Source organism: Streptomyces asoensis, from assembly GCF_013085465.1.
In the GTDB taxonomy this organism is placed as follows: Bacteria; Actinomycetota; Actinomycetes; order Streptomycetales; family Streptomycetaceae; genus Streptomyces; species Streptomyces cacaoi_A.
Genome location: NZ_CP049838.1, coordinates 2265163 through 2287146, shown reverse-complemented (window position 1 = coordinate 2287146; position 21984 = coordinate 2265163). Strand labels below are relative to the sequence as shown.

General features: G+C 71.3%; 20 protein-coding genes. 16 read left to right on the top strand and 4 right to left on the bottom strand.

Annotation, left to right across the window (positions count from 1 at the left end; genetic code table 11):
- From pafA to G9272_RS10135, 11 genes are all read left to right on the top strand, one after another.
- The gene (gene pafA / locus G9272_RS10185; protein WP_020128329.1) at window positions 1–1362 is read left to right on the top strand and encodes a Pup--protein ligase; all 1362 of its coding nucleotides are present in this window, start codon (window positions 1–3) and stop codon (window positions 1360–1362) included.
- A gap of 136 nt (window positions 1363–1498) precedes the next feature.
- Window positions 1499–2494: an FKBP-type peptidyl-prolyl cis-trans isomerase gene (locus G9272_RS10180; RefSeq protein ID WP_171396246.1), complete on the top strand. Its 996-nt coding sequence runs from the start codon at window positions 1499–1501 to the stop codon at window positions 2492–2494.
- Window positions 2495–2556: 62 nt separating this feature from the next.
- Window positions 2557–2928 (top strand): FKBP-type peptidyl-prolyl cis-trans isomerase, encoded by a 372-nt coding sequence (locus tag G9272_RS10175; RefSeq protein WP_020128331.1) that lies wholly within the window; start codon window positions 2557–2559, stop codon window positions 2926–2928.
- A gap of 130 nt (window positions 2929–3058) precedes the next feature.
- A complete protein-coding gene (locus G9272_RS10170) occupies window positions 3059–4036 on the top strand; it encodes a helix-turn-helix transcriptional regulator (protein WP_171396245.1) in 978 nt (325 codons plus the stop codon).
- Window positions 4037–4054: 18 nt separating this feature from the next.
- Window positions 4055–5134 (top strand): helix-turn-helix transcriptional regulator, encoded by a 1080-nt coding sequence (locus G9272_RS10165; protein WP_171396244.1) that lies wholly within the window; start codon window positions 4055–4057, stop codon window positions 5132–5134.
- On the top strand, window positions 5131–5421 hold the full coding sequence (locus G9272_RS10160) for a hypothetical protein (RefSeq protein ID WP_062646924.1): 291 nt from the start codon (window positions 5131–5133) through the stop codon (window positions 5419–5421). Before G9272_RS10165 ends, G9272_RS10160 begins: the two co-directional genes overlap by 4 nt.
- 19 nt (window positions 5422–5440) lie before the next feature.
- Window positions 5441–5635 carry a hypothetical protein gene (locus G9272_RS10155; RefSeq protein ID WP_171396243.1) on the top strand — a complete coding sequence of 65 codons (195 nt, stop codon included), beginning with the start codon at window positions 5441–5443 and terminating at the stop codon, window positions 5633–5635.
- A gap of 283 nt (window positions 5636–5918) precedes the next feature.
- On the top strand, window positions 5919–6206 hold the full coding sequence (tatA, locus tag G9272_RS10150; RefSeq protein ID WP_171396242.1) for a Sec-independent protein translocase subunit TatA: 288 nt from the start codon (window positions 5919–5921) through the stop codon (window positions 6204–6206).
- Window positions 6207–6253: 47 nt separating this feature from the next.
- Entirely contained in the window at window positions 6254–7213 is a 960-nt protein-coding gene (gene tatC / locus G9272_RS10145) for a twin-arginine translocase subunit TatC (protein ID WP_171396241.1), read from the top strand.
- 31 nt (window positions 7214–7244) lie between these two features.
- Window positions 7245–8135: a diacylglycerol kinase gene (locus G9272_RS10140; protein ID WP_171396240.1), complete on the top strand. Its 891-nt coding sequence runs from the start codon at window positions 7245–7247 to the stop codon at window positions 8133–8135.
- Between the two features lie 63 nt (window positions 8136–8198).
- Window positions 8199–11057: a DEAD/DEAH box helicase gene (locus G9272_RS10135; RefSeq protein ID WP_171396239.1), complete on the top strand. Its 2859-nt coding sequence runs from the start codon at window positions 8199–8201 to the stop codon at window positions 11055–11057.
- Between the two features lie 93 nt (window positions 11058–11150).
- On the opposite strand, the gene atzF is transcribed toward G9272_RS10135, so the two are convergent.
- From atzF to G9272_RS10115, 4 genes are read right to left on the bottom strand one after another with little or no spacing between them, the layout of a single operon-like run.
- Window positions 11151–12806: an allophanate hydrolase gene (gene atzF / locus G9272_RS10130; protein ID WP_171396238.1), complete on the bottom strand. Its 1656-nt coding sequence runs from the start codon at window positions 12804–12806 to the stop codon at window positions 11151–11153.
- Window positions 12807–12843: 37 nt separating this feature from the next.
- A complete protein-coding gene (locus G9272_RS10125) occupies window positions 12844–16356 on the bottom strand; it encodes a 5-oxoprolinase/urea amidolyase family protein (RefSeq protein WP_171396237.1) in 3513 nt (1170 codons plus the stop codon).
- Complete coding sequence (locus G9272_RS10120) at window positions 16353–16961, bottom strand: urea amidolyase associated protein UAAP2 (RefSeq protein ID WP_171396236.1); 609 nt, start codon at window positions 16959–16961, stop codon at window positions 16353–16355. The genes G9272_RS10125 and G9272_RS10120 overlap by 4 nt, the downstream gene beginning before the upstream one ends.
- The gene (locus G9272_RS10115; protein WP_171396235.1) at window positions 16958–17785 is read right to left on the bottom strand and encodes an urea amidolyase associated protein UAAP1; all 828 of its coding nucleotides are present in this window, start codon (window positions 17783–17785) and stop codon (window positions 16958–16960) included. Before G9272_RS10115 ends, G9272_RS10120 begins: the two co-directional genes overlap by 4 nt.
- Window positions 17786–17955: 170 nt before the next feature.
- On the opposite strand from G9272_RS10115, the gene G9272_RS10110 reads away from it, so the two are divergent.
- From G9272_RS10110 to G9272_RS10090, 5 genes are all read left to right on the top strand, one after another.
- A complete protein-coding gene (locus G9272_RS10110) occupies window positions 17956–18582 on the top strand; it encodes a TetR/AcrR family transcriptional regulator (protein WP_171396234.1) in 627 nt (208 codons plus the stop codon).
- A gap of 279 nt (window positions 18583–18861) precedes the next feature.
- Window positions 18862–20490, top strand: a complete 1629-nt coding sequence (locus G9272_RS10105; protein WP_171396233.1) for a sensor histidine kinase — start codon at window positions 18862–18864, stop codon at window positions 20488–20490.
- Window positions 20487–20894: a roadblock/LC7 domain-containing protein gene (locus tag G9272_RS10100; protein WP_062646899.1), complete on the top strand. Its 408-nt coding sequence runs from the start codon at window positions 20487–20489 to the stop codon at window positions 20892–20894. The genes G9272_RS10105 and G9272_RS10100 overlap by 4 nt, the downstream gene beginning before the upstream one ends.
- Window positions 20891–21322 carry a DUF742 domain-containing protein gene (locus G9272_RS10095; RefSeq protein WP_171396232.1) on the top strand — a complete coding sequence of 144 codons (432 nt, stop codon included), beginning with the start codon at window positions 20891–20893 and terminating at the stop codon, window positions 21320–21322. The genes G9272_RS10100 and G9272_RS10095 overlap by 4 nt, the downstream gene beginning before the upstream one ends.
- Entirely contained in the window at window positions 21303–21923 is a 621-nt protein-coding gene (locus G9272_RS10090; protein ID WP_171396231.1) for a GTP-binding protein, read from the top strand. The genes G9272_RS10095 and G9272_RS10090 overlap by 20 nt, the downstream gene beginning before the upstream one ends.
- The last annotated feature ends 61 nt before the right edge of the window (window positions 21924–21984 follow it).

The window sequence follows — 21984 nt, the reverse complement described above, 5'->3', positions numbered from 1 at the left end:
ATGGACCGCCGCATTTTCGGGCTGGAGAACGAGTACGGCGTCACATGTACGTTCAGGGGACAGCGCCGGCTGTCTCCCGACGAGGTGGCGCGGTACCTCTTCCGCCGTGTCGTGTCATGGGGCCGAAGCAGCAATGTCTTTCTGCGAAACGGCGCCCGCCTCTATCTCGACGTGGGATCGCATCCGGAATACGCGACACCGGAATGTGACAACGTGACCGAGTTGGTCACCCACGACAAGGCCGGCGAGCGCATTCTCGAGGGACTCCTGGTGGACGCGGAACGACGCCTGCACGAGGAAGGAATCGCGGGCGACGTCTACCTCTTCAAGAACAACACGGACTCGGCGGGCAACTCTTATGGTTGCCACGAGAACTACCTGGTGGCCCGGCACGGGGAGTTCTCCCGGCTCGCGGACATCCTGATCCCGTTCCTGGTGACCCGCCAGCTGCTGTGCGGCGCGGGCAAGGTGCTTCAGACGCCCCGTGGGGCGGTCTACTGCGTCAGTCAGCGGGCCGAGCACATCTGGGAGGGCGTCTCCTCCGCGACGACCCGCTCGCGGCCCATCATCAACACGCGCGACGAGCCGCACGCGGACGCCGAGCGTTACCGCCGTCTGCATGTCATCGTCGGCGACTCCAACATGTCCGAGACGACCATGCTGCTGAAGGTCGGCGCGACCGACCTGGTGCTGCGCATGATCGAGGCGGGCACGGTGATGCGGGATCTGACGCTGGAGAACCCGATCCGGGCGATCCGTGAGGTCAGTCACGACATCACTGGCCGGCGCAAGGTGCGGCTGGCCAGCGGCCGGGAGGCCTCCGCGCTGGAGGTGCAGCGGGAGTACTACGAGAAGGCCGTGGACTTCGTCGAGCGCCGGGGTGTGCGTACCGGCACCGTCGACCAGGTCCTGGAGCTCTGGGGCCGCACGCTGGACGCGATCGAGGCGGAGGACCTCGACCGGATCGGCACCGAGATCGACTGGGTGATGAAGTACAAGCTCATCGAGCGGTACCGGGCCAAGCACAACATGACCATGTCGAATCCGCGGGTGGCGCAGATAGACCTCGCTTATCACGACATTCACCGTCGTCGTGGTCTGTACTACCTGTTGGAGCGAAAGGGCCAAGCCGCCCGGATCTGCAACGACTTGAAGATCTTCGAGGGCAAGTCGGTACCGCCGCAGACCACCAGGGCCCGGTTGCGCGGCGACTTCATCCGTCGCGCACAGGAACAGCGCCGGGACTTCACCGTGGACTGGGTGCACCTGAAGCTCAACGACCAGGCACAGCGCACCGTGTTGTGCAAGGACCCGTTCCGGTCGGTGGACGACCGGGTGGAGAAGCTGATCGCCGGAATGTGAGTGACGTGTTCCGCACGCGCTGCGGAACGCGACACGGGCGCCGTACGTTCCCGTACGGCGCCCTTCGCATGTCCACAAACGTCGCTAAGGTAGCGCGCACGCCATCAGAAGATCGACCGATTACGAGGCTTTCATCGTGCGCCGACGCTCACTCATCCTTGCCGCCGTACCCGCGGGACTGGTCACTCTCGCCGCGTGCGGCGATGAAAAGTCCGACTCGAGCAAGGCGAGCGACAGCGCGTCGTCCTCCGCCGGGGCCACGCCTCCACCGAAGATCGTCGACGGCCCGCTGCCGGCCATCACGGCGGGCGTGAAGTTCGATGAGAAGCCGACGGTCGCCAAGGGCACCGGTGAGCCCTCGGACCAGCTGGCGGTGAAGACGGTGATCGCGGGCAGCGGCAAGACCGTCGCGGAGAACGACTACATCCAGGCCAACTGTCTCGGCCAGATCTGGGACAGCGCGAAGGTCCTCCTCAACACCTACGACACCAAGAAGCCGCTGTTCACCCAGCTCGCGCAGGGTGGCACGATCGACGGCTGGCGCTATGCGCTGACGGGCAAGAAGACCGGCAGCCGGGTGCTCTTCTCGGTGCCGCCGACCTGGGCTTTCGGCAAGGACGGCGACGCGGACACGGGCATCAAGGGCACCGACACGCTGGTGTTCGTCTTCGACATCCAGGACACGTTCAACGCGAAGAGCTCGGCCAAGGGCAAGGACGTGCCGCAGGACGACGCCGCGGTGCCGAAGGTGGGTACGAACACCGACGGCAAGGCACCCTCGATCGAGATCCCCAAGTCGGACCCGCCGACCAAGCTGGTGTCGAACTACGTGATCGAGGGAGACGGCCCGAAGCTCGCGGCGGACGACACCGTGCTGGTGCAGTACAAGGGCGTCGTCTGGGACACGGGCAAGGAGTTCGACTCCTCGTACAGCCGCAGTTCGCTGACCTCGTTCTCGCTCCAGCAGGTGGTCAAGGGCTGGGCGCAGGGCCTGACCGGCAAGAAGGTGGGCAGCCGGGTCGTCATCGTCGTTCCGCCGTCGCTGGGTTACGGGGACAGCCCGCCGAGTGGCAGCGGCCTCGAGAAGGACTCCACGATGGTCTTCTCGGTGGACATCATCGCCAAGGTGTGAGGCCGACGAAGGTGTAAGACTGTCCGTGTTGCCTTTCCGTGAGACATGCAGGAGCCAGTGACGTGAGCATTGACAAGCCCGAGATCGACTTCCCCGGCGGCGAGCCCCCGGCGGACCTCGAGATCAAGGACATCTGGGAGGGTGACGGCGAGGTCGCGCAGGCCGGCCACAACGTCAGCGTCCACTACGTCGGTGTCGCCTTCAGCACCGGTGAGGAGTTCGACGCCAGCTGGAACCGTGGGACGCCGTTCCGCTTCCCGCTCGGCGGCGGACGCGTCATCAAGGGCTGGGACCAGGGTGTGCAGGGCATGAAGGTCGGCGGCCGTCGCCAGCTGACCATCCCGGCCCACCTCGCCTACGGCAACCAGAGCCCCACCCCGGCGATCAAGCCCGGCGAGACGCTGATCTTCGTCGTGGACCTGCTCGGGGTCTGACCGTCGTACGACCAGTGTTGATCACCTGGGGTCCATGCCCGCCCGGGCATGGACCCTCGGCTTTTGTCCGGGCGCCGCGGGGCGGTACGGTCGTCGATCGTAAGCACCATAGGGGAGGCGAAGGGCGTCGATGGCCATTGCCAAGGCCGAGCGGCTGATGAACCTGGCGCTGTGTCTGCTCGGGACGCGACGGCCGCTCAGCAAGCGTGAGCTGCGCGACTCCATCGAGGCGTATGTCGAGACCTTCCGGCCGGGCAACGGCGGGGCGGGGTCGGACGACTCCTTCAACCGGATGTTCGAGCGGGACAAGGACGATCTTCGCGAGCTCGGCCTGGTCATCGAGACCGTGGAGAGCCTGGACGGCGAGATCGGCTACCTCGCCCGCCGTGACAGCAACCGGCTGCCGCCCATCACCCTGGACGCCGAGGAGGCCGCGGCGCTGGGCCTGGCCGCCAAGGTGTGGCAGCAGGCCCGGCTGGCGGGTGCCGCGAGCGGCGCCCTCCAGAAGCTGCGCGCCGCGGGGCTCCCCGAGGACGTCGACCCGTACGAGGCACACGGCGCCCTGGAGCCCCGGATCCCCGTGCACGAGGCCGCGTTCGAGCCGCTGATGCTGGCCTGCCGCGACCGTCGGCCCGTCATCTTCGACTACCGCAAGGCCACCGCCGCGCACCCGGAGCCCCGGGACGTCGAGCCGTGGGCGCTGGAGTGCTGGCGCGGCCACTGGTACCTGGCCGGCTTCGACCGCGACCGGGGCGCCGAGCGGGTCTTCCGGCTGTCGCGGATCACCGGCAGGGTGCGCTCGCGCGGGGCGAGCTTCACCGCGCCGGTCCCCGATGTCGTCACCGTCCGTGAGACGGTCGCGAGCTGGGCGGGGGAGACCGCCGACCGCAGCGCGCTGATCAGGCTGCGGACGGACGCCGGGTACCCCTTGCGGGCGAAGGCCACCGCGGTGCGGGAACTCGGCGACGGCTGGGACGAGTTGGAGATTCCGTACGGGCACGGGCTGGACGCCTGGCTGGTGGAGTTCGGGCCGGACGTGGTGGTCCTCGACCCCGCCGAGCTGCGCGCGGACGTCGTGGACCGGCTACGCGCCGTGGCCAAGGGCTGAGGGGGAGCGAGCAACACAGTGGCAGGCAAACCGGTCAGGCCGACGAACGCCATCGACCAGACGCGGCGGATGCTCTCCCTGGTGACGTATCTCAGGGAGCGCCCCGGCGCGCGGATCGAGGACGTGGCGCGCGCGTTCGGGATCACCGAGGACGAGCTGGTCTCGGACCTCGACGTGCTGCCCATGTGCGGCACCAGCTTCCGCGGCGGCGATCTCCTCGACATCGACACCGACGGTGAGCGCATCTGGTGGCACAACCCGGCCGCGCTCGGCGCGGAGGCCGCCGAGCCACTGCGGCTGGCCGCCGACGAGGCGACCGCGCTGCTGGTGGCGGCCCGGGCGGTGTCCACGCTGCCCGGCCTGCGGGAGGGCGACCGGCAGGCGCTGCTGCGGGCGACGGCCAAGGTGGAGGCCTCGGCCGGTGAGGCGGCGGGCGCGAGCGCGCGGCTGTCGGTGACGTTCGAGTCGGAGGGCGGGGTCTTCGCGGACGTCGACCGGGCGATCTCCGAGCGGCGCCGGCTGTGGATCCGTTACTACTCGCCCGCGCGTGACCAGGTCACGGAGCGCGAGATCGACCCCATCCGGCTGGTCAGCGTCGGGCACACGTACGTGGAGGCCTGGTGCCGCCGCTCGGAGGCGCGCCGCACCTTCCGGCTGGACCGGGTCGCCGAGATCAAGATCCTCGACGAGCCGTCCGCGCCGCCCGAGATCGAGCTCCGGGACCTGTCGGAAGGGCTCGTGCAGCCGGCCGCCGAGGACCCGGAGGTCGTCGTCGAGGTCGGTCCCGGCGGTCGCTGGGTCGCCGAGTACTACCCGCACGACAGTGCCGATGAGCTTCCCGACGGCGGATTGCGTATTACTCTGCGCACGCCCGAACCCGCCTCGCTCAGGCGGCTGGCGCTGCGGCTCGGCCGTGACGGCCGGATCGTGTCGCCGCCGGAGCTCGCCGACAGTGCCCGCCGGGCCGCCCGTGAGGCGCTGGCGGCATACGACGGGATCGAGGCGCGGGGCGCGGCCGACGGGCCGCCCGCGGTGCACGGCGAGCAGCCGGGACCGCGGGGCGAAAGTCAGTTCGACGGGCGGGAGCAGGGGCTTTGAGCGAGTCGACGGCGTCCGGTGTGCGGGGCATCTCCGTGGCCTCCGCGTTCGCGGGCATGCGGAGTGCGGGTCCGGTGCGCTTCCGGGCCGGGTGCCCCGACTGCCGGGGCGCGTTCGAGCTGGCCGCGAGTGCCCTGCGGCTGGCGATCGGCGCCTCCAGCCGGACCACCTTCTACTCCTTCACCTGCCCCGACTGCGGGGCCGCCGTGCGCAAGCCGGCCGGCGAGCGGATCGTCGAACTGCTCACCGGCGGTGGGGTCAGGACCCTGCGGCTGCACACGCCTTAGGACGGTCTAGGCTCGCCCCATGTTCTGGCCGATGTTCGCGGTTGCCATGGGTTTCGCAGGTCTCGCCGTCCTCGCGGTGTTCGCCGTACGGGTCTTCCTGGAGGCGCGGCTTCTGGGGCGGCAGGTCACGGAGTCCGCGCGCCGGATCGACCGGGCGGCCCAGGATCTGGAACGGGCCGCCGCGAGTGCGGCCCGTGCTGTGGACACCCTGTGACGGCCGCTGTGGCGACCTTCGGGTAGCGCTGTGGGCGTCCTGTGAGTCCTGCGGCGAATGCGTTTTGGGCCACTTCGCCCTCCCGCCCCGGTAGAGAGGACAGGTACGCTGCTGGCTGCGGCTCGGAGAACGAGGCCCGGACCGCGGACCGGGAGTACGCACGGGGATTGCCTCACGTTTACCCCTGAGCGTTACGATCGCTGTCAACACGATCGTTCGGACAGGTGTCCGACCGGTCGGACGGCAACCCACCCCCGCAGCCTCGGTGAGAAGGTAAAGACTTATGTTCGGAAGGCTCGGCGCCCCCGAGATCATTCTCATCCTCGTCGTCGTCATCCTGCTGTTCGGCGCCAAGAAGCTTCCCGACATGGCGCGCTCGCTCGGCAAGTCCGCTCGTATTCTCAAGAGCGAGGCGAAGGCGATGAAGGAAGACGGCGGCAGCACGACCACCCCGGCCGGCCCGCCGAACGACGGCGAGCAGCCCCCGGCTCAGCGCACCATCCAGGCCTCCCCCGGCGATGTGACCAGCTCCCGTCCGGTCAGCGAGCCGACGGACACGACCAAGCGCTGACGCAGGGCCGGTGACCTCCGGCCCGCCGCACGAGATGGGAACGTGGGTTGCTGAAGCCTGCCCGCAAACAGGAGAAGGACCCCGAGGGGCGGATGCCCCTCGCGGATCATCTTCGTGAGCTCCGCAACCGGCTCGCGAAGGCGATGCTGGCCATCGTCCTCGTGACGGTCGTGGCCGCCTTCTTCTACAACGACATCATCAACTTCCTCACCAAGCCGATCCTCGACTCGGTCGGCTGCGGGAAGACCTTCGAGGAGATCGCGGGGCAGCTCAAGTCCGGCGACTCCACGAACAAGTGCGCGAGCATCACGATCAACGGTCTGCTCGCGCCCTTCACGCTGGCCCTCCAGGTCTCCCTGATGGCCGGGGTCGTCTTCGCCTCGCCGGTCTGGCTCTACCAGCTGTGGGCCTTCATCGCCCCCGGTCTGCACAATCACGAGCGCAAGTACGCGTACGCGTTCGTCGGCATGGGCGCCCCGCTGTTCATGGGCGGCGGCTACTTCGCCTACCGGGTGCTGCCGACCACCGCGAAGGTGCTGATCGACTTCACCCCGGGCGGCGTCAGCAACCTGCTGCCGCTGGACGACCTGCTCCAGCTCGTCACGCGCATGGTCGTCGTCTTCGGCCTCTCCTTCGAGCTGCCGCTGCTGCTGGTCTTCCTCAACCTCACCGGCATGGTCACCGGCAAGCGCATGCTCGGCTGGTGGCGGGCCATGATCATCGGCATCACGGTGTTCGCCGCCGTGGCCACGCCCAGCACCGATCCCATCTCGATGCTGGCGCTCGCCGGACCGATCTGGATCCTGTACTTCGGCGCGACCGCCTTCTCCCTGTTGAACGACCGACGCAGGCGCCGCCGCGACGCCCTGGGCCCCGCCGACGACGAGGCCTCCGAGCTGGACCTCAGCCCCGAGGCCATCGGTGAGGTCGAGTCGGTGACCGCGAGCCGCGCGCTGCCCGAGCAGGCGAGCACGGAGCGCGTCAACGGTTATGACGACGTGACCTGAGACGCGTCGGAGAGCTCCTAAGGTCATCCCCGTGACCAGCGAGATCACCCTCTTCGTCAACCCCGCGGCGGGCCGCGGCCGGGGCGCTCACGCAGCGCCGCCGGCCGCTTCCGCGTTGCGGGCGGCCGGCTACACGGTGCATACGGTCCTCGGTGTGAACGCCGAGGACGCCCTCGCACGCGCGCGTGCCGCCGTCGCAGGCGGCACCGGTGCCCTGATCGCCGTCGGCGGCGACGGCCTGGCCCACCTCGCGCTCCAGGCCGTCGCCGGCACCCGCACCCCGCTCGGCCTGGTCGCCGCCGGCACCGGCAACGACTTCGCCCGGGCCCTCGGCCTGCCAGTCCGTGATCCCGCGGCCGCGGCCAGGCTGGTCGCCGAGGCCCTCAAGGGCGCCCGGATCCGCGACATCGACCTCGGCCGGGTGGGCGACCGCTGGTTCGGCACCGTCCTCGCCTCCGGCTTCGACTCCCGCGTCAACGACCGGGGCAACCGCATGCGATGGCCCACCGGACGCGCCAGGTACGACCTCGCGATGCTGGCCGAACTGGCCGCGTTCCGCCCGTTCCCGTACCGGATCACGCTCGACGACGGAGCCGTCCGGGAGGTCGAGGCCACCCTCGTCGCCGTCGGCAACGGATCCTCCTACGGCGGCGGCATGCGGATCTGCCCCGGCGCCGACCTCGCCGACGGACTGTTCGACGTCACGGTCGTCGGGGACTGCCGCCGGACGACGCTGCTGCGGGTGTTCCCGAAGGTGTACCGGGGGACGCACATCGACCATCCGAAGGTCACCGTGCTCCGGGCGGCGAAGGTCGAGATCGCCGCGGCGGGCGTCTCGGGCTACGCGGACGGGGAGCGGCTCGGGGAGCTGCCGCTGACCGCGCGGTGCGTGCCGGGCGCGGTGCGGGTCATAGGCCCCTGAAACGGGCCGCCCGTGCGCCCGTGAGCTGGGCGTACCGAGGTTTGGCAAGACCGGATCCGGATAATGATCGTCCTGTTGTCAGTGCGGCCCGGTACGCTCGAAAGCACGATGACAGAGGATCTCTCACCGGCCGAGCGGTACGCGGCAGCACGTAAGCGCGCTGTCGAGCAGGCCACTTCGCTCGCGTCCTTCCGCGAGATGTACGACTTCGGTCTCGACCCCTTCCAGATCGAGGCCTGCCAGGCACTCGAGGCGGGCAAGGGCGTCCTGGTGGCCGCCCCCACCGGCTCGGGCAAGACGATCGTGGGCGAGTTCGCCGTCCACCTCGCCCTCCAGCAGGGCAAGAAGTGCTTCTACACGACGCCCATCAAGGCGCTGTCGAACCAGAAGTACTCCGACCTGTGCCGACGCTACGGCAGCGAGAAGGTGGGTCTGCTCACCGGCGACAACAGCGTCAACTCCGACGCCCCGGTGGTCGTGATGACCACCGAGGTCCTGCGGAACATGCTGTACGCCGGCTCGCAGACCCTCCTCGGCCTCGGATACGTGGTGATGGACGAGGTGCACTACCTCTCCGACCGCTTCCGGGGCGCCGTGTGGGAAGAGGTGATCATCCACCTTCCCGAGTCGGTCACCCTGGTCTCGCTGTCGGCGACCGTGTCCAACGCCGAGGAGTTCGGCGACTGGCTGGACACCGTGCGCGGCGACACCGAGGTGATCGTCTCCGAGCACCGGCCCGTGCCGCTGTTCCAGCACGTGCTCGCCGGGCGGCGGATGTACGACCTGTTCGAGGAGGGCGAGGGCCAGCGCAGAGCCGTCAACCCCGACCTCACACGGCTGGCCCGCATGGAGGCGAGCCGGCCCTCGTACCAGGACCGCAGGCGCGGCCGCAACATGCGCGAGGCCGACCGTGAGCGGGAGCGCAGGCAGCGGTCGCGGGTGTGGACGCCGGGGCGGCCGGAGGTCATCGAGCGGCTCGACGCCGCGGGGCTGCTGCCCGCCATCACCTTCATCTTCAGCCGTGCCGCCTGCGAGGCCGCCGTCCAGCAGTGCCTGTACGCCGGGCTGCGGCTGAACGACGAGGAGGCGCGCGCCGAGGTCCGCGCCCTGGTCGAGGAGCGCACCGCCGCCATCCCCCACGAGGACCTGCACGTCCTCGGCTACTACGAGTGGCTGGAGGGTCTGGAGCGCGGCATCGCCGCCCACCACGCGGGCATGCTGCCGTCCTTCAAGGAGGTCGTCGAGGAGCTGTTCGTACGCGGCCTGGTCAAGGCCGTCTTCGCGACCGAGACGCTCGCCCTCGGCATCAACATGCCCGCTCGCTCTGTGGTGCTGGAGAAGCTCGTCAAGTGGAACGGCGAGCAGCACGCCGACATCACCCCCGGCGAATACACCCAGCTCACCGGCCGCGCCGGCCGACGGGGCATCGACGTCGAGGGGCACGCCGTCGTGCTGTGGCAGCGCGCGATGAGCCCCGAGCACCTCGCCGGGCTCGCGGGCACCCGCACGTACCCGCTGCGCTCCAGCTTCAAGCCGTCGTACAACATGGCGGTCAACCTGGTCGAGCAGTTCGGGCGGCACCGCTCGCGCGAGCTGCTGGAGACCTCGTTCGCGCAGTTCCAGGCGGACCGGTCGGTGGTCGGGATCTCCCGGCAGGTGCAGCGCAACGAGGAGGGGCTCGAGGGCTACAAGGCCTCCATGACCTGCCACCTCGGCGACTTCGACGAGTACGCGGGGCTGCGCCGCGACCTCAAGGACCGCGAGACCGAACTGGCCAAGCAGGGCGCGAGCCAGCGGCGCGTCGAGGCCGCCGTGGCGCTGGAGAAGCTCAAGCCGGGGGACGTCATCCACGTGCCCACCGGCAAGTACGCCGGGCTGGCGCTGGTGCTCGACCCGGGTCTGCCCGCCGGCCGGGCCAACGGCCATCGCGGCTTCGAGCAGCACGACGGGCCGCGTCCGCTGGTGCTCACCGCCGAGCGGCAGGTCAAGCGGCTGGCCTCGATGGACTTCCCGGTGCCGGTCGAGGCGCTGGACCGGATGCGGATCCCGAAGTCGTTCAACCCGCGCTCGCCGCAGTCCCGCCGCGATCTCGCCTCCGCGCTGCGCACCAAGGCCGGGCACATCCCGCCGGAGCGGGCCCGCAAGCAGCGCTCGCAGGCCGCCGACGACCGTGAGATCGCCCGGCTGCGCACCGCGATCCGCGCGCACCCCTGCCACGGCTGCTCCGACCGTGAGGACCACGCCCGCTGGGCCGAGCGCTACCACCGGCTGCTGCGGGACACCTCGCAGCTGGAGCGTCGTATCGAGGGACGCACCAACACGATCGCCCGTACGTTCGACCGGATCGTGGCGCTGCTGACCGAGCTCGACTATCTGCGGGGCAACGAGGTCACCGAGCACGGCAAGCGGCTCGCCCGGCTCTACGGCGAGCTCGACCTGCTCGCGAGCGAATGCCTGCGCGCGGGCGTGTGGGAGGGGCTGGCCCCCGCCGAACTGGCCGCCTGTGTCTCGGCATTGGTCTACGAGTCGCGGGCCGGGGACGACGCCATGGCGCCGAAGCTGCCCTCGGGCAAGGCGAAGGCCGCGCTCGGCGAGATGGTGCGCATCTGGGGCCGGCTGGACGCCCTGGAGGAGGACTTCCGGATCAGCCAGACCGAGGGCGTGGGGCAGCGCGAGCCCGATCTCGGCTTCGCCTGGTCGGCCTATATGTGGGCCTCCGGCAAGGGCCTCGACGAGGTGTTGCGCGAGGCGGAGATGCCCGCCGGTGACTTCGTGCGCTGGTGCAAGCAGGTCATCGACGTGCTGGGGCAGATCGCGGCGGCGGCTCCCGCCTCGGCCGGGGGCTCGACGGTGGCGAAGAACGCCCGGAAGGCGGTCGACGAGCTGCTGCGGGGTGTTGTCGCCTATTCGTCGGTGGGGTGATGCCGTCCGGCGGGCGCGGGTCGTGCGTGGCCGGTCGCGCCCGCGCGGCGGAGCCGCATGTCGATACGGCCCCGCGCCCCTCGGCAGCTCACCTCAGCGCTGGTCGAGATACGCCCGCCAGCCCCCGTACGCCGTGATGTCCGCCGCGTCGCCGAGGGCGCCCGGTTCGCACAGGAAGCCGGGGACCTGGGTGCCGTCGGCGAGTTCGACGCTGCCCAGGGCCATCGGGCGGGGGAGAGCGGCGAGCAGGTTGCCGAGACCCTCCGCCGGGAGGCGCCAGATCTCCACCTCGATCGCGGCGCCGCCCTCGCCCACCCGCACGAGACCCGGCTTGGGCGGGGCCGTGCGGAGGGCGTGCAGGCGGTAGACCGGGGACGTCGTGGTCGTCCGGTCCAGCACCGCGCCCAGGGACAGCAGCTGGGGGTTGAGGGGCTGGCCGGTCAGATGGGCGCCCGCCACCGCCACGTACACCTCGGGTCGCAGCAGGTCCGCGATCCGGGCCAGCCGGTCGTCCGTGAAGGCCGGGCCGACCAGCATCACGCCGAAGGGCAGGCCGTTCACCTCGCCGGCCGGGACGGCCGCCGCCGCCAGGTCGAAGAGGTTGGTGGAGTTGGTGAAGCGGCCCAGGCGGGCGTTGGCGCCCAGCGGGTCGGCGGCGACCTCGGCGAGGGTGGGGTGGCCGGGGGTGGTGGGCAGCAACAGGGCGTCCGAGTCGGCCAGTTCGGCCAGGGCGCGGGTGCGCAGGGCCGTCAGGCGTTCGGTGTCCGTGTAGAGCCGGTGGGCCGGGATGTCCCGGGCCCGGGTGATGATGCCGGCGACCGTCGGGTCCAGCCCCTCACCGCCCTCTGCGATCAACTTGTCGACAAATGTACCCACGGCGGTGTAGCGCTCGGCGACGAACGCGCCCTCGTAGAGCATCGCGGCGGCCTCGGTGAACGGGGTGAGGTCGATGCTGCGGATCTCGGCCCCGGCCGCCTCGAGCCGTCGTGCCGCTGCCTCGTAGGCCGCCGCCCAGCCCTGGTCCAGCTCGCCCAGCTGGTCGAGGGGCGGGACCGCGATCCGCCAGGGGCCGGGGTCGCGGGCGGGGAGCGAGGGGAGGGCGCGGCCGGCCGGCGACGCCATGTGGGCCAGGGCCCGCTCCGCCTCGGGGAGCGTGCGGGCGAACACCGTCACACAGTCGATCGAGGCGCAGGCCGGGACGACGCCCTCCGTGGGGACCAGTCCGCGGGTGGGCTTGAGGCCGACGATGCCGTTGAAGGCGGCCGGGACCCGCCCCGAACCCGCCGTGTCCGTGCCCAGGGCGAGGTCGACGATGCCGAGAGCCACCGCGACGGCCGAACCGGAGCTGGAGCCGCCGCTCACCCGCGACGGGTCGACGGCGCCCCGCACCGCGCCGTGCGGGGAGCGGGTGCCCACCAGGCCGGTCGCGAACTGGTCCAGGTTCGTGGTGCCCAGTACCAGCGCGCCGGCCGCACGGAGCCGGGCGACGACCGGGGCGTCGTCGGCGGGCCGGTAGGCGTACGCCGGGCAGCCCGCGGTGGTGGGCAGTCCGGCCACGTCGATGTTTCCCTTGACGGCGAGCAGCCGGCCGGCGAGCGGAAGGCGCTCGCCGCACGCCAGCCGTTCGTCGAGCGTGCGGGCCTCCGCCTCGACGTCCGCCCGCGGCCGAAGGTCGATCCAGATCTCCGGGCGGTCCGTGGCCTCGATGCGGGCGTAGGCGGCGCGGACGCGGGACACAGTCGTGGACATGCGTGCTCCTTGCGTGGTGTCGGGTCGATCGGCTCGGTCAGCTCGCGACCGGGGCCAGGACGAGCAGTGCCGTCCCCGCCTCGACCTGGTCGCCGGGTCGGGCCAGGACCTGTGCCACCACGCCGTCGACCGGCGCGTGCACCCTGGACTCCATCTTCATCGCCTCCAGGGCGAGCAGCGGCTGCCCCGTCGTCACCTGGTCGCCCGGCGACACGTTCAACTGCCAGACGGAGGCGGCGAACTCGGCCTCGACCAGGCGGCCGCCCGGCGGTATCGCCACCTCGGCCGGGGGAGCGGCCGGCGCCTCGGCGGCCGCTGCCCGCGCGAACTCGCCGGCCGCCTCCCAGGCGTCCCGCTCCGCCGCGAACGCGGTCTGCTGGAGGGACCTGAACTCCGCTATGGGGCCGGCGTGTTCGGCGAGGAAGGTCTGGTACTCGGCGAGCGAGAAGGTGCCCTCCTCGATGCGCGGCACGAAGCGACCCGAGATGATGTCGGCCCGTAGGTCGAGGAGTTCGTCCGCGTCGACCGGGTACCAGCGGATCCGGTCGAAGAAGCGCAGCAGCCAGGGCGAGCCCGCTTCGAACGCGCCGCGCTGCTGCCAGGGCGACCAGACCTGGGTCGTCCGGCCCACGAACTGGTAGCCGCCGGGGCCCTCCATGCCGTAGACGCAGAGGTACGCGCCGCCGATGCCCACCGAGTTCTCGGCCGTCCAGGTGCGCGCGGGGTTGTACTTCGTCGTCACCAGACGGTGGCGCGGGTCGAGCGGGGTGGCGACCGGGGCGCCCAGGTAGACGTCTCCGAGGCCCAGGACCAGGTACTCCGCGGCGAACACCGTGTCGTAGACGTCCGCCAGCGTGTCCAGTCCGTTGACCCGGCGGATGAACTCGATGTTCCAGGGGCACCAGGGGGCGTCGTCGCGGACGCCCGCCATGTAGCGGGCGATGGCCTCGCGGGTCGCGGGGTCGTCCCAGGACAGCGGGAGGTGCACGGTGCGGGAGGGGACGACCAGTTCGTCCGAGGGCGGGAGGGCGGCCGTCATCTCCCGGACCACCGCGAGGAGTTCATGCTGGGGGAGGCGGCCGGGGTCCGTCCGGATCTGGAGGGAGCGGATGCCGGGGGTGAGATCGGTGACGCCGGCCAGGTCCGCCGCGGCCACCGCCTCCATCAGCGCGTGGACCCGCATGCGCAGCGCCAGGTCCAGCTGGAGCGGTCCGAACTCGACCAGCAGGTTGTCGTCGCCGCTGCGCCGGTAGGTCACGTCGCCGTCCCGGGCCAGCACGCCCCCGTCGACGATCTCGGGGCGCGGCGCGCCGTCGACGCCCACCGGCGTGAAGCGGACCGTGTCGCCCGGGCGCAGCTGGCCCAGCTTCCAGCGCTCCGAGCTGATCACCGTCGCCGGGCACACGAACCCGCCGAGGGACGGGCCGTCCGGGCCGAGCAGCACCGGCATGTCGCCGGTGTAGTCGACGGCGCCGACGGAATAGGGGGTGTCGTGGATGTTGGACGGGTGCAGACCTGCCTCGCCGCCGTCGGTGCGTGCCCAGCGCGGTTTGGGCCCGACCAGGCGCACACCGGTGCGGGCCGAGTTGAAGTGGACCTTCCAGTCGGCGGCGTAGAAGTCGCGGATGTCGTCCTCGGTGAAGAACTCCGGTGCCGCGTGCGGGCCTTCGACCGCGCCGAGGTGCCAGACCCGGGCGAACTCCGGGCGGTCCGGGACGGGCACCGCGGTGCCGTCGGCGACCGTCCCGCCGTGCAGGACGTCACCCGTGCGCAGCGCCCGCCCGCCGTGGCCGCCGAACCGGCCCAGCGTGAACGTGCTCGCGCTGCCCAGGAAGGCGGGGACGTCCAGGCCGCCCGCGAACAGGACGTACGTCCGCAGGCCGTGCTCGCTGGGCGCGCCGATCTCCAGCAGGGCCCCGGCCGGCACGGTCACCGGCTCCCACCGCGCCACCGCCGTGCCGTCCACGGTGACCGGGGCCGGCGCGCCCGTCACACACACCGTGGTGGCGTGGGTGAAGCGCAGGGCCGGGCCCTGGAGGGTGCACTCCAGGCCCGGGGCGCCCTCGGGGTTGCCGAGCGCCCGGTTGCCGAGGCGGAACGAGCGGTCGTCCATCGGGCCGGACGGCGGGACGCCGACCTGCCAGTGGCCGGTGCGGCCGGGCCAGTCCTGCACGGTGGTGAGGGTGCCGCCGGAGACGACCTCGACGCGGGGGGTCGGGTCGGTGACCGTGGCGAGGGTTGCCGTCGAGTGGGCCGCCGTCACGAACCGGGAGTCGGACAGCGCCGCCCGGACCAGCCCGAGGTTCGTCTCGATGCCGTCGACGCGGGTCCGGGCCAGTGCCTCGTCCAGGCGTCGCAGCGCGTGCGCCCGGTCCGAGCCGTACGCGATCACCTTCGCGAGCATCGGGTCGTACGACGTCGTCACCTCGGTGCCTGTCTCCACCCAGCCGTCGACGCGCACCCCGGCCGGGAACTCGACCCGCGTCAGCAGGCCGGCGCCGGGCCGGTGGTCGCGGCTGGGGTCCTCCGCGTAGAGGCGTGCCTCGACGGCGTGGCCGCGGGGCGCGCCCGGATCGCGTACGACGTCCTGTTCACCGCGCGCCAGGCGCAGCATCCAGGCGACCAGGTCGACGCCGTAGATCTCCTCGGTGACCGGATGCTCCACCTGGAGGCGGGTGTTGACCTCCAGGAAGTAGGCCTCCTCGCGGGCCGCGTCGTAGACGAACTCGACGGTGCCCGCGGATCGGTAGCCGACCGAGGCGCACAAGTCACGTGCGTTCGACGCCAGTTGCTCCCGTATGCCCGAGGGAAGGCCGGGGGCCGGGGCCTCTTCCACGACCTTCTGGTTGCGGCGCTGGAGGGAGCAGTCCCGGTCGCCGAGGACGACGACCTTTCCCGCGCCGTCGCCGAAGACCTGCACCTCGACATGGCGGGCGCGCTCCACGAGCCGTTCCAGGAAGACGCCGGCGGAGGAGAAGGACGCGGCGGCGACACGCTGGACGCGCTCCCAGGCGTCGGTCAGTTCGGCGGCCGAGCCACAGGCCGACATGCCGATCCCGCCGCCACCGCCGGTGGCCTTGAGCATGACCGGATAGCCGATGAGCCGGGCCTGCTCCAGCGCCTCGGGCAGGTCCGCCAGGAGCCCGGTGCCGGGGGCCAGCGGCACCCCCGCCGCCTCCGCCGCCGCCCGAGCGGTGTGCTTGGCGCCGAACAGCTCCAGCTGCTCGGGTGTCGGACCGACGAAGACGATCCCCGCGTCGGCGCAGCGGCGCGCGAAGGCCGCGTCCTCGGAGAGGAAGCCGTAGCCCGGGTGGATCGCGCCGGCGCCGGTGTCCTTGGCGGCGCCCAGGACCAGGTCGGCGTCGAGGTACGACTCCTTCGCGGGGGCCGGGCCGAGCCGTACGGCCTCGTCGGCGAGCCGGACGTGGGGTGCCGACCGGTCGGGGTCGGAGTACACCGCGACCGTGCGCAGGCCCAGTTCGCGGGCGGTGCGGATGACGCGGACGGCTATCTCGCCGCGGTTGGCGACCAGCAGCTTGTCGAAGGTCATGCCGCGCCCGCCTCGTCGATGGTCATCCGCACCGCCGTCGGCTCGAAGCCGTTGCAGGGGTTGTTGATCTGGGGGCAGTTGGAGACCAGCACGAGGACGTCCCGCTCGGCGCGCAGCGTGAGCGAGAGGCCCGGCGCGGAGAGTCCGTCGACGATGCCGAGGGTGCCGTCCTTCTCGACGGGCACGTTCATGTACCAGTTGATGTTGGAGACCAGGTCCCGCTTGCCGAGGCCGTGCCGGGCGCCCTCGGCGAGGAAGTTGTCCACACACGCGTGCTGCGCGTAGGTGTGGTGGCCGTAGCGCAGGGTGTTGGACTCCTTGGAGCAGGCGCCGCCTACGGTGTCGTGGCGGCCCACGCCGTCGGCGGTCACCGTCATCAGCGGGGTGTGCTCGTTGGACATCAGCACACTGCCGGTGGTGAGGAAGATGCCGCCCTGGGCGTGGATCGTGTCGGGCGCGCTGTAGCGCACGGACGTGTCGTGGGCGTCGTACACGAGGAAGTCGACGGCCTGGTTGCCGTGCAGGTCGGTGATGGTCAGCGTCTCGCCCTCGCGGACGATCGACGACCAGGAGGCGCGGGCCGCCACCTCTGTGTCCGTGCTCATGCGAGCCCCCTCGCGGTGAGGAATTCGGCGGTGTTGAGGAAGGCGCGGCGGCCCTCGGGCGTGGCGTCCCACAGCGGGTCGCCCGGCCGGGTGGCCGCCGCCCGCCAGGCGAGGACCTCCAGCGGGGTGCTGACGTACCCGGGCCGGGGGTCGGCCGGGTGCGGCACGTTGGCGATCAGGACCGTCACGTCCTGTTCGGCGCGCAGGGTGACGCTGCCGCCGGGGCCCGCCGAGCCGGTGAAGTCGAGCGTGCCGTCGTCCCGGACCTCCACCCCCTGGAAGAAGGAGAGCGAGGGCGGCAGGTCGCGGGGCTCCAGGCCGTTCTTCGCGGCGGCCAGCTTGAACAGCTCCCGGCCGGCCGGGGAGGCGGACTGCGGGCTGCCGTCGCCGTAGCGCTCGGTGTTGCGTACGAGGGTGGAGGTGCCGCACAGGGCGTCGTGCCGCCCGGCGGTGTCGGCGACGACCGAGGCGAGGACGCGGCCCTGGTCGGACAGGAGCAGCACGCCCTCGCCGAGGTAGGCGTTCCACTGGACCTTGACCGTGTCGGCGACGTTCAGCCGCTCCCAGGGCCGGCCGTCCACGTGAAGGAGCAGATGGGCGCAGGCGTCGCCGTGCAGGTCGGTCAGGCGCAGCTCGGTGCCGCGCGCGAGGACCCGGTGGGTGTAGTTGCCGCCCGCGACCGTCTCGGCCCACACCAGGTGGCCGGCCTCGCAGGGCGGGTCCTGCCAGTCCCGGGCCGGGACGACCGGCATGGCCTCGGCGCGGGCGCCCTCCTGCGCCCGGGCGTGGGCGCGTGCTCCGTATGTGGTCGCTGTCGCCGCCATTGCGGACCTCCGCAGCTCGGTTCCGTCGCTGTCGCGGTATTTCTGTCGCCCGACAGAAATTAGGTCCGGGGCGGGTCGCCGCCGTTGCCCGCCGGTTGCGGGGCGGTTACCGACTCCTCACCGGGTCGTCCGAAGATCGCCGTCCGGGGCCGTGTGCGAGGATCGAACGCATGGGGACGAGCAGCGGACGTCGAGTGGGCCGCCCGCGGGCCGCGCAGCGCCCGGACAGCGGGCTCGCCCCGCGCGCCGAACTGCTCGTGGCCGCCGCGGAGTTGTTCACCACGCGCGGCTACGCCGCCACCACGACCCGGGCCGTCGCCGAACGCGCGGGCATGCGCCAGGCCTCCATGTACCACTACGTCTCCGGCAAGGAGGAGCTGCTCGCCGCGCTGTTGGAGTCGACGGTCACGCCCTCGCTGACCTATGCCCGTGAGCTGCTCGCGGACGACGCGCGGACGGCCGAGGCCCGGCTCTGGGAGCTGTGCCGAACCGACGTCGAGCTGCTGTGCGGCGGCTCGCACAACCTCGGCGGCCTCTATCTGCTGCCCGAGGTGCGCACCGAGCGGTTCGCCGGCTTCCATGCCGTGCGCGCCGAACTCAAGGACGCCTACCGTCAGTTGATCGCCACCACGGCGGCGGGCGGCGCGCTCGCGAAGAGCGCGCTGGATCTCCGCACCGACCTGGTCTTCGGGCTCATCGAGGGTGTCATCCTCGTGCACCGCTCGGATCCCGACCGCTCGGTCTCGGAGTTCGCCCGCGCCACCGCCGACGCGGCGCTGCGTATCGCGGGGAACTGAACACCGCCCGAGCCGCTCGCGGGTGCTCGTCTCATCCGTCCCGGTGAACTGTTTCGCACGCCCGTCCGGCGTCACGCATCGTGTTCGAACGAATGCCGTGCGTGTAAATGGGCTGAGGCTACTCCACGTACGGAAGTGGTTTCAGGCGGTTGCGGAATATGACACGGCGATGATCCGGTCGGACTAAGCTCGCCCGCGGCGCACCGAGTTGAGGCGTATTCGTGCGCTTGTTCCCAAACTTCCCGAAGATGCCGACAGATCCCTACAGAGGGTGCCCACATGGTGAGTGTTCAGTCCCCACCCGGTCGCCGAGAACTTCCCTACGCGCGCGTGCTGTTGCTGCCGGCGATACTGATGGCCGCGGCGACCGGAGCCGCCGTCGCCCTCGTGGCGACGCAGGCCCGGCTCGCCGTCGGCGTCTGCGGAGCCGTCGCCACCCTCCTGGTGATCGCGGCGGGAGCCGAGTCGGTGCGCCGTGGGCGGCGCCTGCGGGAGCTGCGCGCGGAGCGGGACCAGCGCGTCGCGTACCTGGAACGGCGGGTGGCCGGCCACGCGGAGGAGAACCGCCGCCTCGCCGAGGAGTTCGTGCCCAACACCGTGGAGTGGCTGCGGGCCGGAAATTCCCCCAGGGAGGTGATGCGCGACTTCAGCCAGGGTGATCCCGACTTCCGTGACCTCGACGACGCGCAGCGCGCCGTGGTCAGGAAGATCCTCGACATCGTCGACCACGAGGAGTCGCTGCGCGACTCGGCCCAGCGCTCCTTCGTCAGCATCGCCCGCCGGGTGCAGGCCATCGTCCACCAACAGTCCGCGGAACTGCGGGAGATGGAGGAGGACCACGGCCGTAACCCCGAGGTCTTCGACGACCTGCTGCGCATCGACCACGGCACTTCGCTGATCGGCCGGCTCGCCGACTCCATCGGTGTGCTCGGCGGCGGCCGGCCCGGCCGCAACTGGCCCCAGCCGGTCCCGCTGTACAGCGTGCTGCGCGGCGCCATGTCCCGGATCCTGGAGTACCGCCGCATCCAGCTGGACTCCATCGCCAAGGTGAACATCCGCGGCCTCTCCGTGGAGCCGCTCATCCACGCGCTCGCGGAACTCCTGGACAACGCCACCCGCTACTCGCCCCCGCAGAGCAAGGTGCACGTCAACGCCGTCGAGGTGCAGACCGGCATCGCCATCGAGATCGAGGACGCCGGCGTCAGCCTCAGCGAAGAGGCCCGCGCCAAGGCCGAACGCATGCTGGAGCAGGCCAAGGCGGGCGTCGACATCCAGGACGTCGGCGGCACCCCGCGCCTGGGTCTCGCGGTCGTCGGCCGTCTGTGCACGTCGTTCAACCTCCAGGTCTCACTGCGCACCTCGGCCTACGGCGGCGTCCGGGCCGTCCTCATCGTGCCGAGCGAGATGCAGACCTCCGATCCCGCTCCCGGCTTCGCGCACGGCATCGGCGCCACCGCCGTACCGCAGATCGACCTGAGCCAGATCGGCGAGGGCCCCAAGCGCCCGCCCAAGAAGCGCCGCCCCACCAACGCGCGTATCCCGGCCGGAGTATCGCTGACCGACGACGAGGTGCCCGAGGTCACCGAGTGGACCGATCAGGGGCTGCCGCAGCGGCGCAGCAAGACCACGATCCCGATCACCCAGCGCTACGCCGAGGCGTACGCCGCTCAGGAGGCCGAGCGCCTGGGCAAGCCCGACCCGTTCGCACAGCGCCGGCCGGAGCCCGAGCCGGAGCCCCAGAAGAAGCGGGAGCCCGGCCTGGCGTTCGAGGCCTTCTGGGAGGGCCTGGTCAAAGCGGCCCCGCCCGGCGTGCACCCCACCGACTTCACCCGCAATCCCACCGCATATCTGCACCTGATCGAAGACAAGGCCAAGCCCGAGGCCGACGATGAAGGGGACCTCACGTGATCCAGCAGCGCCAAAACTTCGACTGGCTGCTCAAGGAGCTCTACGACGGGGTTCCCGGCATCGAGATGATCGTGGTCCTCTCGGCCGACGGACTGCGCATCGCCCGCTACGCCGGCGACCCCGACGCCGCCGACCGGGTCGCCGCCGCCTGTGCGGGCCTCCAGAGCCTGGCCGCCGCGGTCGGCCAGGAGATCCACTCGAGCACCGGCGAGATGGACATGGTCGTCATCGATCTGAGCGGCGGCTACTTCTACATGATGTCGGCCGGCGCCAACGCCTACCTCGCCGTCCTCGCCGACGTGCGCTGCGAGGCCAGTCGGATGAGCGGCATGATGCGCGACCTCGTCGTCCGCATCGGCGCCCATCTGACCAGTCCGCCCCGGCGCAACGGGCAGAGCGTATGACTCCTCCGCAACGCCGTCGGCGACAACCCCTGCCACAACCGCCCCCGCCGCCCCTGCCGCCCCTGCCGCTCCCGTCGGACTCGAAGGAGGGGGCGGAGGGGGAGGGCAAGAACCCCGAGCGGCTGTACATCATCACGGGCGCGGACGGCGAGCGCGCACCCGTCGACCTGGTCACGTTAGTCGTGGCGCGTGCCGAACCGCCCTCGTCGGCCACCCCGGAGCAGACGGCGGTGCTGCGGATGTGCGCCGCCCCGCTGTCGGTGGCCGAGATCTCTGCCTACCTCAGCCTGCCGTTCAGCGTGGTGACGGTGCTGCTCACCGAGATGCTGGCGGCCGAACTCGTACAGGCACGCGCCCCCATCGTCCGGCAGCAGCTCCCCGACCGTTCCCTTCTCGAAGCGGTGATGCATGGACTTCAACGGCTCTGACACGATCCCCGGCCCACGGGCCGAGGACCATCTGCCGCACACCACCACGGCCGCGGCGAAGATCGTCATCGTGGGCGGCTTCGGCGTCGGCAAGACCACCATGGTCGGCTCCGTCAGCGAGATCAGGCCGCTGACCACCGAGGAGACCATGACCCAGGCGGGCATCGGGGTCGACGACAACTACGGCTCCGAGACCAAGACCGCCACCACCGTGGCCATGGACTTCGGCCGGATCCGCATCACCGAACAGGTCGTGCTCTACCTCTTCGGCACGCCCGGCCAGGAACGCTTCTGGTTCCTGTGGAACGGACTGTTCGAGGGCGCGCTGGGCGCGGTCGTCCTGGTCGACACCCGCCGCCTCGAGGTCAGCTTCGAGGTCATGGGCCGGCTCGAGGAGGGCGGCGTGCCCTTCGTCGTCGCCGTCAACACCTTCCCCGACGGGCCCCGTTACCCCATCGACGACCTGCGCGCGGCCCTCGACCTGCCGCCCGAGATCCCGATCGTGGAGTGCGACGTCCGCCGCCGCGCCTCCAGCCGCGACGTCCTGATGACCCTCATGCGCTTCCTGCACTCCCTGGCTCTGACCCGCAGTCTCGCCTGACCCGCACGGCACCACATCCCCTGAAGACACCGTATTCAGCACAGTTTCGGAGCGACCCCCT

Excerpts from the sequence above, each read along its gene's own strand:
- pafA (WP_020128329.1), top strand. The coding sequence starts at position 1 with ATGGACCGCCGCATTTTCGGGCTGGAGAACGAGTACGGCGTCACATGT.
- G9272_RS10170 (WP_171396245.1), top strand. The coding sequence starts at position 3,059 with ATGGCCATTGCCAAGGCCGAGCGGCTGATGAACCTGGCGCTGTGTCTG.
- G9272_RS10155 (WP_171396243.1), top strand. The coding sequence starts at position 5,441 with ATGTTCTGGCCGATGTTCGCGGTTGCCATGGGTTTCGCAGGTCTCGCC.
- tatA (WP_171396242.1), top strand. The coding sequence starts at position 5,919 with ATGTTCGGAAGGCTCGGCGCCCCCGAGATCATTCTCATCCTCGTCGTC.
- G9272_RS10135 (WP_171396239.1), top strand. The coding sequence starts at position 8,199 with ATGATCGTCCTGTTGTCAGTGCGGCCCGGTACGCTCGAAAGCACGATG.
- atzF (WP_171396238.1), bottom strand. The coding sequence starts at position 12,806 with ATGTCCACGACTGTGTCCCGCGTCCGCGCCGCCTACGCCCGCATCGAG.
- G9272_RS10125 (WP_171396237.1), bottom strand. The coding sequence starts at position 16,356 with ATGACCTTCGACAAGCTGCTGGTCGCCAACCGCGGCGAGATAGCCGTC.
- G9272_RS10120 (WP_171396236.1), bottom strand. The coding sequence starts at position 16,961 with ATGAGCACGGACACAGAGGTGGCGGCCCGCGCCTCCTGGTCGTCGATC.
- G9272_RS10115 (WP_171396235.1), bottom strand. The coding sequence starts at position 17,785 with ATGGCGGCGACAGCGACCACATACGGAGCACGCGCCCACGCCCGGGCG.
- G9272_RS10110 (WP_171396234.1), top strand. The coding sequence starts at position 17,956 with ATGGGGACGAGCAGCGGACGTCGAGTGGGCCGCCCGCGGGCCGCGCAG.
- G9272_RS10105 (WP_171396233.1), top strand. The coding sequence starts at position 18,862 with ATGGTGAGTGTTCAGTCCCCACCCGGTCGCCGAGAACTTCCCTACGCG.
- G9272_RS10095 (WP_171396232.1), top strand. The coding sequence starts at position 20,891 with ATGACTCCTCCGCAACGCCGTCGGCGACAACCCCTGCCACAACCGCCC.
- G9272_RS10090 (WP_171396231.1), top strand. The coding sequence starts at position 21,303 with ATGGACTTCAACGGCTCTGACACGATCCCCGGCCCACGGGCCGAGGAC.